11 protein-coding genes and 1 tRNA gene are annotated in these 13237 nt (G+C 35.8%); all 12 read left to right on the plus strand.

Translation table 11 applies throughout. The features are described 5' to 3' along the window. The first annotated feature begins 7 nt into the window (after positions 1-7). The 12 genes from CLOCL_RS03530 to CLOCL_RS03585 all read left to right on the plus strand — a co-directional run bounded on the left by CLOCL_RS03530 (position 8) and on the right by CLOCL_RS03585 (position 13068). Positions 8-481 (plus strand): GNAT family N-acetyltransferase, encoded by a 474-nt coding sequence (locus CLOCL_RS03530; protein WP_014254057.1) that lies wholly within the window; start codon positions 8-10, stop codon positions 479-481. A gap of 140 nt (positions 482-621) precedes the next feature. After that, positions 622-1206 carry a GrpB family protein gene (locus tag CLOCL_RS03535; protein ID WP_014254058.1) on the plus strand — a complete coding sequence of 195 codons (585 nt, stop codon included), beginning with the start codon at positions 622-624 and terminating at the stop codon, positions 1204-1206. Positions 1207-2440: 1234 nt separating this feature from the next. After that, the gene (locus CLOCL_RS03545; RefSeq protein ID WP_014254063.1) at positions 2441-3364 is read left to right on the plus strand and encodes an alpha/beta fold hydrolase; all 924 of its coding nucleotides are present in this window, start codon (positions 2441-2443) and stop codon (positions 3362-3364) included. Between the two features lie 526 nt (positions 3365-3890). Continuing rightward, the gene (locus CLOCL_RS03550) at positions 3891-4769 is read left to right on the plus strand and encodes an AraC family transcriptional regulator (protein ID WP_014254064.1); all 879 of its coding nucleotides are present in this window, start codon (positions 3891-3893) and stop codon (positions 4767-4769) included. 431 nt (positions 4770-5200) lie between these two features. Then, positions 5201-6043: an alpha/beta fold hydrolase gene (locus CLOCL_RS03555; RefSeq protein WP_041714909.1), complete on the plus strand. Its 843-nt coding sequence runs from the start codon at positions 5201-5203 to the stop codon at positions 6041-6043. A 313-nt stretch (positions 6044-6356) separates the two neighbouring features. Then, positions 6357-6851, plus strand: coding sequence for a hypothetical protein (locus CLOCL_RS03560; RefSeq protein ID WP_014254065.1), 495 nt, complete (start codon positions 6357-6359; stop codon positions 6849-6851). Positions 6852-6937: 86 nt separating this feature from the next. Next, a complete protein-coding gene (locus CLOCL_RS03565) occupies positions 6938-8260 on the plus strand; it encodes a WYL domain-containing protein (protein ID WP_014254066.1) in 1323 nt (440 codons plus the stop codon). Further along, on the plus strand, positions 8244-9296 hold the full coding sequence (locus tag CLOCL_RS03570; RefSeq protein WP_014254067.1) for a WYL domain-containing protein: 1053 nt from the start codon (positions 8244-8246) through the stop codon (positions 9294-9296). Before CLOCL_RS03565 ends, CLOCL_RS03570 begins: the two co-directional genes overlap by 17 nt. Before the next feature lie 151 nt (positions 9297-9447). After that, positions 9448-9529 (plus strand) — tRNA-Lys (locus CLOCL_RS21965). 229 nt (positions 9530-9758) lie between these two features. Continuing rightward, complete coding sequence (locus tag CLOCL_RS03575; protein WP_014254068.1) at positions 9759-11222, plus strand: TROVE domain-containing protein; 1464 nt, start codon at positions 9759-9761, stop codon at positions 11220-11222. Positions 11223-11235: 13 nt separating this feature from the next. Next, complete coding sequence (locus CLOCL_RS03580) at positions 11236-12816, plus strand: HEAT repeat domain-containing protein (protein WP_014254069.1); 1581 nt, start codon at positions 11236-11238, stop codon at positions 12814-12816. Positions 12817-12828: 12 nt separating this feature from the next. Further along, positions 12829-13068, plus strand: a complete 240-nt coding sequence (locus tag CLOCL_RS03585; protein WP_014254070.1) for an Imm32 family immunity protein — start codon at positions 12829-12831, stop codon at positions 13066-13068. Positions 13069-13237 lie beyond the last annotated feature (169 nt).

Consider the following 13237-nt stretch of genomic DNA (forward strand, 5'->3'; position numbering starts at 1 on the left):
TTTTACTATGCAGTTAAGGCAAGCTAATAAAACCGATGTTTCTCAGCTGATAAATATGCGATTAGCGTATTTAGCGGAAGATTATGACGGATTAACAGAGGAGCAGACTGACACAATCAGAGTACAACTGCTGGATTATTTCGGGAAACATTTAAACAGAGATTTATTTGTATATGTCTGTGAAGATAATGCAGTAATTGTATCGACTGTATTTCTTTTAATCAGTGAAAAACCTGCAAATCCAAGTTTTTTGACTGGATTAACAGGAACAATAATGAATGTTTATACGCTGCCACACTATCGCAAAAGAGGAATTGCTGGAAATTTAATAAGGATGGCTATACAGGATGCAAAAAGTAAAAAACTATCTTACATTGATTTGAAGGCAACACAGGCTGCTTCTTCATTATATCGCAAACTAGGTTTTGCTCCTGATGAATCAAAATATCTTTCCATGAGATACTACATTAATATAGATTAAGCATATAATTTTTTGTTAATGCGAAAAGATTTTTAGCAGCATTAACATTTTTTTTATTCTGATTTTCTGATAGAATGTAAAAGTCAACGGTTTTTGTTACTGAAATAAACGGTTTATAGTATAAAAAAGGAGCTGGAATGATGGCATCCGATAAGAATTCAAGACCGAGAAGTGATGAAGAGCTGCAAAAGAGCATAGTCGGCGAATTGAAGCCGCATAATGCACCCATCACCCTTGTGGAATATGATCCAAACTGGGAAGAATTGTTTGAAAGGGAAGCCCACCGGATTCGTTCCATACTGGGCAGCAAGGCATTGCAAATTGAGCATGTAGGTTCCACTTCAGTGCCGGGACTGTGTGCAAAACCAATTATCGATATATTGCTGGTTGTGGAGAATTCTGCCGACGAATTGTCCTATGTCCCGGTGCTGGAATCAGCCGGTTATACTTTAAGGGTTCGAGAACCTGAGTGGTCTGAACATCGGATGTTTAAGGGACCGGATACCGACATAAATCTTCATGTGTTCAGTAAGGGAACATCGGAGATAAAGAGGATGCTGCTTTTTCGAGACCATTTGAGGAATAATGAAGCAGATCGGGAAAAGTATGCACAAGTCAAACGAAGCCTTGCAAAGAATAAATGGAGACATATTCAGCACTATGCAGATGCTAAAACATCAATTATACAGGAAATTATGAAAAGTGCCGATACTAGTAACAAATGAGGAAAACACCAAAAAACATTGTGGAGCAAGTTGAAGAGCCTGTTAAAATAGCAAGGAATGGAAGAGAGGAGTTTATATTAAAATATTGAGTTTATATATGAAAGTGGGCAAAGAAAATATGGCAAAGGGTTACACAATTGGAACAATAATAAATATTATTTTTGGAATGTTAAGTGTTTCGGTTTTTTATAGCTAGATTATTATTGTGGCCCGGTTCCTGGATTTGGCTTTCGTCTTCAGCCAAGGGAAAGATAATTGGATTTATGATTTTACTTGTGTTTGCTTTAGCTGTTTGTATAGTTAATAAAGTTATACTTGGTAAAAACTCAGGCTCGAGTGTTAAAACCTATTTTATATTAAATATTATAGCTATTTACTTACACTAGTTACATCATTTGTTATATATAATATAATATTTTAAAACCGGCTTTAGCTTCTTGCCAATGGATTAATAATTATTCCTAAAAGGAGCATATCGAAATGAAGTTATTATTTGTATTATTTAATTTAATTATGGGATTACTCACTCTTCCTCTTTTCATATTTACAATAATTATGTTTCAAGGTTTATCGCTTTTTGTTTCAACTACACCTACTTATCATAAAATATTGGCTGTTATTGCAGTATTGATTTATTCAATAATATTATTTTATGTGAACAGAATTATTTTTAGAAAAATAAGTATCAACTTTATATTATATTCATTAATTGCGGCGGTAATATATTTAATTTCAGCGATATCGGCATTCATTATATTTTATAAAACAGTATAATGGGGACGGCAAACCCTATGAGAATTGTTAAAAAACGAGTGAAATGCCAGGTACTGCTCTGCAGAACGTATCAGGTTGTCTAAATAATAGAATAAACCAAAAAGAAAAGGAAACAATAACGAAGCTTTTTTCTGTTAAACTTTAAAAATTGTCATTAATAAGTTTCTCAATCGTATTTGCGTTACTGTGTATATTTAGAGGTTTGATCTCCGGTTCCTAAATCACATTGTCTTCATAGACAAATCTTGAGCCATGGCAGGTGCAATCCCATGGTTTTTCTATAGAATTCCAATAAAATACATAGATAATATATAGAATCATATAGAATAAAAACAATCTCTGCTACTTTAATTATAACACAATAAAATTATATATTTTAGACTATTTATTTTTTGAGCATACTCATATAATATACCTATTGATTTACTGACATAATTATCGATATTAGGAGGGTATAATTATGGATACAAATAAAGTTCAAATTCATGGTGAGGAAAGCGTTCAAAATGTTGGACCATCGAAAATAACGATAGCTTATCAGCGTTTTGGCAATCCTGCATTATCACCTGTTTTCCTGATCATGGGTGCCGGTGCACAAATGGTTAACTGGCCTGAAGGATTTTGCTTGGAACTGGCTAGTCACGGTCTGCATCCGATTAGGTTCGACAATAGGGATGCCGGACTTTCAACTCACTTTTCAGATGCTCCTGTTCCAGACTTTGCAGCGATACAATCCGGTGATTTCTCTACAGTGGCATATACTCTTTCTGACATGGCAGCAGACACAGTAGGTCTAATGGATGCACTTGGATATGATAGCGTACACCTGGTTGGCGCATCAATGGGAGGAATGATAGCTCAAACAATAGCTATAGAGTATCCCCACAGAGTTCGGTCTTTGACTTCTATAATGTCAACTACCGGGAATCCTTCTGTAGGACAACCTGACTATTCAGTGCTGGCAAACTTAGGTTCACCTCCTTATGATGACCGACAAGCCTATATTGATTGGCAGATTAAATCACGCAAAGCTCTTGGTTCTCCCAAATATCCTTTAGATGAAGAAGCTGTTGCTCAAATTGCCGGTCTTGCCTGGGACAGGGACCACGATCCACTGGCGATGATGCGGCAGGCTGTTGCAGTTATAAAGTCCGGTGATAGAACAGAAAAACTTCGCTCTGTTAAGATACCGACTCTTGTTATACACGGTGAAAGCGATAAAATGGTTGATATAAGAGGAGGACGTGCTGTTGCAGCTGCTATTGAAGGTGCTGAACTTGTTACCTTTGAAGGAATGGGGCATGAACTGCCAAAGCCCTTATGGCCAGTATTCGCAGCTAAGATCGCAAATCTGATTCGTAGGGCAGAGACCTCGCCGCAATAAAACAGTAAAACAGGGGACGGTTCTTTGTTCTAAAAGAATACTTTTTAAGTTTGAAGAAGTATTGTGATTTTTCAATTTTACATGTGCTTAGTATTATGTCATGATAGGCGATTTCTTATATTAAGGTACTATTTGTGCTATTGCTATATGTGTTACGAAATCTGGCCTATGTTTTTTGCTCTTCATTTGATGTTTGTGACAATTAGTATAATCCTTGGTATTATTTTAATGTTTAACATATTCACTTAATGAGTGAGTATGTTTTTTTATTTTTCAAAGAAGGTCTATAAAAAATGTTATAATAGATTCTGTACGAAAAGGTAATATATTCCGGTAAAGATTATAGAAAATTTAACGGGATAAAGTTGTATCCTTTGAGATAAAAATTTCTATAAAGGAATATTTCATATAAGAATAAATCCATTTCAAAAGAAACAGCTATTTGCAATTCGACTTTATTGTGCACAGATTGTCGTATGGGAAAGCACATCTTTTGATATTATCGATAATGTAAGGAGGTTGTTTGATGGATTCTTTAAGTAAAATGAATAAAGCATTGGAATATATTGAAGAACATCTGACAGAGGATATTGATTATAGCGAAGTATCAAGAATTGCTTCCTGCTCGGAATATCATTTTAAGAGGATGTTTTCATTTTTGGCAGGAATTGGCTTGTCTGAGTATATTCGTAGAAGAAGATTAACGCTGGCTGCACTTGATTTGAAAGATGCAAATCTGAGAATAATCGATGTCGCTGTTAAATATGGTTATGATTCAGCGGATGCATTTTCCCGTGCTTTTTATTCTTTGCATGGTATTCTCCCGTCTGAAGCAAGGAATGAGAATACCCAGTTAAAAGCTTATCCTAGAATGACCTTTCAATTATCTATTAAAGGAGGAAGCGAAATGAACTATCGTATTGTTGAGAAAGGACCTTTTAAGATTGTAGGATTTAAGAAGAGAGTTCCGATTATTTTTAAAGGTGTCAATCCTGAGATTGCAAAAATGACTGCACTTTTAACTCCTGAGGTTATTAAAGAATTAAAGGCACTTTCAAATATAGAACCAATAGGGATTATTAGTGCTTCTACCAATTTCTCGGAAGAAAGAATGGAAGAAAAGGGTGAGATGGATCATTATATCGGTGTGGCAACTACATGTAAAGTGACTGGAAGATATGATGTTTTAGAAGTAAAAGCCAACACCTGGGCAGTATTCGAAGCTATCGGACCATTCCCGGAAACACTTCAAAATATATGGGGAAGAATTTATTCGGAGTGGTTTCCGACATCAGGATATGAGGCCGTTGAAGGCCCTGAAATTTTATGGAATGAAGGTCCGGATACCGGGAATGAAAAGTATCGAAGTGAAATCTGGATTCCTGTAAAGAAAAAAGAAAATTAGTTTCGTCTATGCTTATAGTAAAGGCTATGCTTTTGTTATATCGTAATATTTGAATTTAAATATTGGCAGAAATGTACTCCACCTCATATAATATAAACATACCCCATAAGGGTATAATATAATATGAGGTGGATTTGCATGGAAAAGGTTATTAAGTTTATTCACAACTGGTCATAGCTAATACTAATTTTTTATTGTGCTGTTGGGATATTTTATCCCATTGTCGGAATTACAGCTTTAATATGCATGTAGAACATAGAACATAGAACAGGGGACGGTTCTCTGTTCTAGAAATACAATTATACAATTTATTTAAGCGAATATAACAATTGGTAGTTAATTTACACATTCAACTGATGAATGTGTTTTTTATTGCCTAAGAATGTTCAGCAAAAATGGTATAATGGAATATGCATAGAAGGAGGAGAATTATGCATTCCGGTAAAGACTATTGGAAGAACTATATGGAAAAATGGTTTGGAAAAGAGCTCATTGAAAAATGGGAAAAGAATGTGGTAATTGAAGAAATACAGTCTAATGGTAAAAAAATTAATATAGAACTTTATGATACCGGAAACAAAAATACCCCAACAATAATATTTGCCCATGGTATAGCGGGTTATGCTCGAGTATTGCTCCCTTTTGCAATGCCGCTTTTTGAAAAGGGATATAATTTGGTTATACCGGATATGCAGGGTTATGGTTATAATAACGGATTAAAGGGAGATTTTGAATGGAATGTCCATAAGCAAAATCTTATAGATGCTGTACGATATGCAAAAAGCAGGTTTCATGGGAAAATTATTTTGGGCGGGGCGAGCATGGGAGGACCGTTAGCTTATGCTGCCGCATGTGAAAGTGACGGAATTGACGCCTTGGTTTGTTGGTGTTTGTGGGATTTCAGCGATAGGGAATTCATGCTGAAGGAGACTAATACCAAAAAATTTACATATTTATTAATTCCGGTATTTAGGTTTTTATCAGCATTTATGGGAAAGTTCAGAGTAAAGACCTATAGTCTGATTTCCTATGATACTCTGACTGATTCACAGGAATTTAATAATATGGTGAAAAACGACCCTCAAGCTGGAACACACATTACCATTAAGGGAGCTTTGAGCCTTATCTTGCAAAGCAAACCAAGCATAAGCCATGAGAATTATGATAAGCCTGTTTTAGTCTTTCATCCGGGTAATGATAAAATGGTTCCAAAATATTATTCTGAAAAGGTATTTAAAAAATTGGGTGCACAAATAAAAAATATGTGGAGATAAAAAATGCACCTCACTTTCCAACTGAAAAAAGATATTATGATGAATGGGCTGAGGAGGTTGACGCTTTTATAAAAAATATAAAAGACTAGTGAGATAAAATAAAGAATTGAAAGTGGGTATGAAATCATGGAAATTATAGCTGCAGGAAACAGAATAGTTAACAACTATTATTATAAGGCTGCCTAAAGGATACTTATTAATTGATACCGGTTATTTTTAGCAGTTTAAAAGATAAAAAAGGACAATAAGAATAGAACAGAGAACCGTCCCCTGTTCTAGACGTCCCCTGTTCTAGACTGGAGAGGAGAAAGTTATGCACTGTATAAGAGGTTTTATCGGAAAGGAAGGCATTATAAAAGATTTTGCGAATAATTGGATAGAAGCAAAGCCTGTTACCTTGGCTCAAGGATTTTCTATTATTTTTTTAACGAATGAATTATATGATAGTATAGTAGAATTAATTGATAGCAAACTTGAGGTCGATTACAAGGAATTTTTTTATTATCTTTCTCCTTCAATATATGAAGTACTAATTCAGGAATCAAGAAATGGAAAGCTTGCTTATATCGAAACCGATTATTTTGGAGGTGTAGGTACTCAGTCAGCCGTATTGTTTGAAAATTCAAAAATTAAAATCAAACCGCTTAAGACCGAAACTTTTTGGGATGAAAAAACAAATAGTTTTTGTCATAAGCCTGAAGGTGAAAAGGCCATTAATATTGTATTAAAAGAACTTGGTGTATATAAAGAAAAAGGCAGGGATGAGTTTGACAGTATAGGATTGGGAAGTTTAAGACGTATGGATTAGATTGTTAGGGCAAATAACCGTCTTTGTATTTTGCTTCCTAATAGTATATTATAGAATTATAATATGGATATATAGGGAGTTGTTTCATGTTTAGCGATTTTATAAAACATTACAATATCATAAGGGATATCCTTAGGGATTGCTTCCTTTACGGATGTTTTTCAAGGGATGGTCTGGAAAGCAAGAGAAATGTAAGTTCAAGAAAAGTCAGCTATGAAATGCGTCGCATTCAGCAGTATGTAGAAGATAAATATATCAGGACTGACAAGGACGGAAGATTCAAACTTTTAAATCTGACTTATGACTATATGAGGCATTCGGACAATTTCCTCGTAAGTACCTATATGACCAAGAGCTTTACTCGTGCAGACCTGCTTACATATTTTTTTATTCTGTTATATATCCAGTCACAAAATCGCCCTTGTTGTTTAAGCGAAATAGAAGACGGTCTGGCTGAGGGAGGACATTTGTCCTTTGACAGAATCAGCAGTAAGACCATTGAAAGAAAACTATCGGAAATGTGCAAAAGTTTCGGAATCTTATCGTGTAATGTTGTAAAAAGGACGAAATACTATTCCATTGCACCCGACATATTAAAATCACTGGATAATAAAGAGCTAAGGGAATTGTTTACAGCCGTCGGCCTGTTTAAAAATATAGTTTTTCCTGTGGTTGCTGGCTATTTCTGCGAGCAGACTCTTAAAGATTATATGTATTTTGAGAGAAATATCAATGGTATTGACAACCATTATTTCAACTACAGGCACGTGCATTATCATCCGGCAATTGAAGAGCAGGTGTTGTGGGAAATTCTGAAGGCTATACACACGAGGCATAAAGTAAAAATTTTTTATCGTTTACCTAAAGGTTCGGATTTACTTAAGCAAGATCCAAGTAATGCCTGTGAACAGCAAAACAGCAAGGCTTTAATACCGTATAAGATAAGATATGATGTCCGGCACGGAAGGTTTTATCTGGTGTCCTTCAGTAAAAATGAAAGTTGCGTGATATCAAGGCTAGATAGAATTGAGAGTGTGGAAATATTGGAGGAAACTTTCAAAAGAGAAGATTATGATGAATTATATGGCAAGCAGATGTGTTACAGTTGGTCCAGCGTACCTCTAGAAGGAAAAAGCGAACCGGAAAAGGTGAAGCTTGAGGTTATTATTGATGAAGAAACTGAAGGATATATTATTGAAAAGATTCTGAATGAGTCACCCAACGGAGTATTGGATAAAATTGAAGATGGGCGGTATCACATAACAATTGAAGTCAATGACAGCGGTGAGCTCATTCCCTGGATCAGAGGGTATGCAGGATATGTAAAGGTTTTGGAGAGCAAAGAACTGGCGGATAAAATTTTTAACGACTGGAAGGAGATGCTTTTAGCATATGGAGTTGTTCAGTGAAATAAAAAACAGATACTTTCAGTTGATGTTTAGAATTATCAATGAATGTGCCGGGGGAAAGACAAAAAATGAAATAATGAAAATAATTGATGAAGGGGAATTCGAGCAGAAGGTTATAGGAAAAAATCAGGAATCCTTTGCGGATCTTGTTTTAAATAAGTGTGAGGCGGATGAGAATTTCAACCTGTTAACTGAAAGGAACGGTGTGTATTATCCTTCCGTTGGAAACTCTTATTGCCCGGAAGGCTCTACAAGAGATACTGCAAAGAAAGAAGATTTGCTTCCTCTTCCGGTACGCTTTTCCATGATAGAAAAAGCATGGCTGAAATCTCTCTTGGATAAGGAAGGGATTAGAATGGTTCTCAGTAAAGAAACCATTGACAAACTTCAAAAGGAGCTTCAAGAAATAGATACTCCCATTAGAGATGAGTATTTTGAACTTACTAATACAATTAAACTTCCGGCAATTCCAAATCGGGAAACCTATGAAGAGAATTTCCGCATTTTATTAAATGCCATTATTCAGGAAAAAGCGATAAGGTACAACAATATAGATAAAAAAGGCAATAAATACAGCGACAGGCTGGCACTTCCTGTCAGTATTGAATATTCCATGAGGGATGATAGATTTCGTGTCTCCATGTACCTGTTGGATGAAAACCGTCCCATAATGGCCAATATTTTTACTCTATCGGATATAAGGATTGTAGAAGAAGAGATTAGCATTGACAGGGAAACAGCAAAAAGATTGCTGTTTGAGCAAAAATACTCGGAAGAGCCGATAGTTTTGGAGGTAACCGATAAAAAAGCAGCTATGGAAAGATGCTTTATGTGCTTTTCAGGTATGGAGAGAACTGCACGAAGCTTGGGCAATAATAAGTATGAAATACGACTTAATTATTACCTTTTTGAAGAAGAAAACCTTATCCGAAATATCATTTCATTAGGTCCCTATGTGAAGGTTATTTCTCCCCAAAGAATTGCAGATGAGGTTATATCAAGGGTTAAGAAGGCTATAAGCTTATATAACATATAAAGAGTTTGCACTTAATTAAAAGTTGCAAACTTTTTGTCTGTTAATTGGTAAATTATTCTCATATACTGAAAATGTAATGAGCAGTGCAGAAAAGAGTTACTTCTAGTCAGGACGAACAATACTCTTTTCGATTTTCTCTCATTGTGAAAATAAATGTTGGGCAGTGCAGATTAGAGCTACTTCGCCTTTTAAGCGAGAGGTCACCGGTTCGAGTCCGGTCCATGGATTTTCCATGTAGCTCAGATGGATAGAGCACTGTGTAAGCTCTAATCGCTTTTCTCCCAACAAAATGCTTGGACAGTGCAGGAAGGAGTTACTTCGTACTGTCTGGAGAAACGAATTAAGGTGCGAATTCTGCTGCCTTAAAGAGTTAAAGGGTGGCGGAAAATATAAATCGCAACCGATAACGGTCTCCTTCCGATTTTCTTCCAAGTAAAATTTCCTATTGAAGGGGGAGTAACTGTGTCTAAGTTTAATTTAGGGTTCTCAAGAGCTATTAAGACGATAAATAATGAGGGAGCAACAGCTTACCCGATGAACGACAAAGAAAAGCTGGTAACACAAGTGTTGACAAGCTTTTTCAATGAGAACAAATTTTACGGGGATAACTCCCAGGATATATTGAACACAGTCAGAAATGTTATAAAAACTGAAGCAAAGTTTGTTGCCAATTTGTGTATTTATGCAAGAAACGAAATGCATTTAAGAACGATATCCCATGTATTGGTGTCGGAACTTGCAAAAAGTACCGAAGGCAAAGAGTATGTGAGGAAAACTTTGAATAAGATAATTGAACGCCCGGATGACATGACTGAGGTGCTTGCCTATTACCTGAATACCTATGGCAAACCCATACCCAACTCTGTAAAGAAAGGTTTGGCCGACAGTTTCGGTAAATTTGACGAGTACCAGCTGGCTAAATACAACAGAAAGAACGCCATTAAATTAAAAGATATCTTATGTCTGGCTCATCCAAAAGCCAAAGATGAAAGACAGAGCGATCTTTGGAAAAGGCTGTTGGAAGATAGGTTAGAGACTCATGTTACATGGGAGACAGAATTATCGACGAAAGGAAATACAAAAGAAACCTGGGAAAGATTAATTGAGGAAAACAGGCTGGGATATATGGCCATGCTGAGAAACCTTCGCAATATTATTAAGTCCGGAGCATCAAATTTAAATAAAGTATACGAGTATTTAACCGATGAAGAAAGGGTGCTGAAAAACAAGCAATTGCCTTTCAGGTACTACAGTGCTTATAAGACATTGAAAAATGAAGGTATAGGCACATCAAAGATTTACGATGCTCTGGAAACTGCCATAAAGATCTCAACCAAAAATATTGATAGACTGACCGGTAAAACATTAATTGCTGCCGATGTCTCCGGGTCTATGAATTTTCCTATTAGTAGAAAGAGCGATCTGACCTGTGCTGAAGTTGCAGTATTGATGCTGTCAATTGCAAACTATATATGCGAAGAAACCATTACAAAGACTTTTGACAACTATCTTTATACATGCAATTTGGCAACGCAAAACGGTATTATTGCCAATGCCAACAGCATAAAAGTAAACGGCGGAGGAACGGATATTACTTTACCGTTACGATATTTATTGGATAGGAAGATATTTGTTGACCGTATTATTATTTTGTCCGATAATGAGATAAACAGGGAATATTCCTATAATACAGGCTATAACAGATCGAGCACCTGCCAGGCTTTGGTTGAGGAGTATAAGAAGCGTATAAATCCCGACGTTTGGGTTCATGCGATAGATATGCAGGGCTACGGTACACAGCAGTTTAAAGGCAAAAATGTAAACATCATTGCCGGATGGAGTGAAAGAGTATTCGATTTTATATCTTCTGTCGAACAAGGCATGGATTCTTTGATTGACAAAATAAGCAGCTACTATTTCAAGTAGAGCAGGTGGTTTTATGACAAAGTTCTTTGATAAATGTTCAGTACATCAAGTTTTAATGCAGCCTGTAAAATTGTTCGGGTATCCAAAAACTAAAGACAAAGTTGATGCGTTAAATTTGTTAAGACATTGTGCCGATTTGGGAGATATTAGATATATATACCCTCTGGTATTTGAAAAGAATGCTGAGCTTGCTTCAACTGCTGCCCAAATAGTCTCGGAAGTAATGGAAAAGGTTCAGGGAAAGCAATGGAACACTATTTATTACCGTATTAAATACACAGACATAGATATTGATAGGCTGGATACTCTCTTAAATTTCGATACTAAAGTTTCTGTTCACCTTTTAGGAATAGCTTCCCTTAACTACAGTGGATATATAAGAGAAAAAGCATTAAAGCTTGTTGCAGGTTTGTCGGATCCAAGGATGGTTCCCTATATACTGTTAAGACTGAATGACTGGGTGCTGCCGGTGAGAAATTTGGCTGCAGATATTTTAAAAAATACATTTGTTTCTGAAAATATCGATGCCTTTATTGAAAACTTTTGCCTTATTGACAAACTGTACAATGTATCGAGAGTTGACCTTAAGGGTGTAAGAAATGGAATTGTGGAGTACCTGAAGAATGATAACGTGATAGATAAAATAAAAACTCGATTAAGGCATGAGAATGTTAAGAAACGGCTGTTCTGCTATAGTTTACTGGAAGATAAAATTGCTGAAGACATTGATATTATAAATTCTGCACTGAAAGATAAATCCTTTGAAATTCGGATGTGGCTTGTTAATGCTATAAAAAATCTGGATGAGAACAGTCGGGATGATATAATTGAGAAACTGCTTCAAGATAAATCTGCAAAAGTGAAAACTGCAGTATTAAGAAATTATGAAGATATTGTCCTGCTGAAATTCAGGGAAAGACTTTTGAACCTTCTGTCGGACGATAATGCGTCGGTCCGTGAAGATGCAAGGTTTATATGCAAAAAACATTCAATTATAAAGGACTTTCCTGAATTCTATAGGCAACAAATCCTTATAAATCCTGTGCCCGGGGCATTGGTCGGTTTGGGTGAGACCGGAGACAGGAACGATTATGACCTTGCTTGCAAATTCTTTACCCATGGTGACCTTAAAGCCAAACCTGCGGCTATGATGGCAATGTGGTATTTGTCAAAAGATGATGCGGTAAAATATGTTATAGATTCTCTTGAATCAGACATACCGAAAATCAGGAAAACAGCGAAAAAGCTCTTAAAAAAATCCAAAATGCCGCGGATTCTCTTTGAAATGAGGAATAGACTAGAAGGAGATAATGCTGAAATTAAGCTATTTGCTCTTGAGGTAATTTGTAATTACGGAGGGTGGCATGCCTTAGAAGGTATCCTGTTTGCAATTGCAAATGACGAAGGAATAGTTTTGGAAAAAGCGAAAAATTTATTGGGTAGATGTCTTACCGGACTTGCCAATATTTATACAAAGCCTGACAAAGTTACAAGAGATAAGATTATCGGTCTATATGACGATATCAGAAGAAAAAATGTTATATCCGACAGAACAATAAGAGAAATAAGCTTCTTTATTGAAACAAAGATGTAGGAGCGGATGCACATGAAATTGAATATTGACATAAAGAATAATAAATTTGAGCTTGAAGATGGGGCTATAATAAGGGTGAAAGATATAGGCGATGAATTTGTTATCGAAGCCAATCCTTCAGGTTTGATTTCTTTGGCCAAGCATTTACTGATTCTGGCTTCCGATAAATTTGAGAGTGGTGATCATATTCACTATGAAGCGGGTATGATGCTGGAGGAAGGTTCGGTTAATTTTGTTATTGAGAAAATCTAGCTTTGCCATCGGACAGTTGTAATGATTGAAAAAGTGCTGAAGTTGCTTTAATTGACAGATGATGGCGTATACAGTAAAATTAAATTATAGCTTTTGACAAGATATGACAAATATATTTGCTTTTAAAAGGAGAATACACAATGTATATGGCTGGATGCAGAGAACAAAA

This window comes from Acetivibrio clariflavus DSM 19732 (assembly GCF_000237085.1).
In the GTDB taxonomy this organism is placed as follows: Bacteria; Bacillota; Clostridia; order Acetivibrionales; family Acetivibrionaceae; genus Acetivibrio; species Acetivibrio clariflavus.

What these genes read in the sequence shown, in the direction of transcription:
- CLOCL_RS03565 (WP_014254066.1), top strand. Translation starts at nt 6,938, where the DNA reads ATGTTTAGCGATTTTATAAAACATTACAATATCATAAGGGATATCCTT.
- CLOCL_RS03585 (WP_014254070.1), top strand. Translation starts at nt 12,829, where the DNA reads ATGAAATTGAATATTGACATAAAGAATAATAAATTTGAGCTTGAAGAT.
- CLOCL_RS03535 (WP_014254058.1), top strand. Translation starts at nt 622, where the DNA reads ATGGCATCCGATAAGAATTCAAGACCGAGAAGTGATGAAGAGCTGCAA.
- CLOCL_RS03580 (WP_014254069.1), top strand. Translation starts at nt 11,236, where the DNA reads ATGACAAAGTTCTTTGATAAATGTTCAGTACATCAAGTTTTAATGCAG.
- CLOCL_RS03560 (WP_014254065.1), top strand. Translation starts at nt 6,357, where the DNA reads ATGCACTGTATAAGAGGTTTTATCGGAAAGGAAGGCATTATAAAAGAT.
- CLOCL_RS03570 (WP_014254067.1), top strand. Translation starts at nt 8,244, where the DNA reads ATGGAGTTGTTCAGTGAAATAAAAAACAGATACTTTCAGTTGATGTTT.
- CLOCL_RS03545 (WP_014254063.1), top strand. Translation starts at nt 2,441, where the DNA reads ATGGATACAAATAAAGTTCAAATTCATGGTGAGGAAAGCGTTCAAAAT.
- CLOCL_RS03555 (WP_041714909.1), top strand. Translation starts at nt 5,201, where the DNA reads ATGCATTCCGGTAAAGACTATTGGAAGAACTATATGGAAAAATGGTTT.
- CLOCL_RS03550 (WP_014254064.1), top strand. Translation starts at nt 3,891, where the DNA reads ATGGATTCTTTAAGTAAAATGAATAAAGCATTGGAATATATTGAAGAA.
- CLOCL_RS03530 (WP_014254057.1), top strand. Translation starts at nt 8, where the DNA reads ATGCAGTTAAGGCAAGCTAATAAAACCGATGTTTCTCAGCTGATAAAT.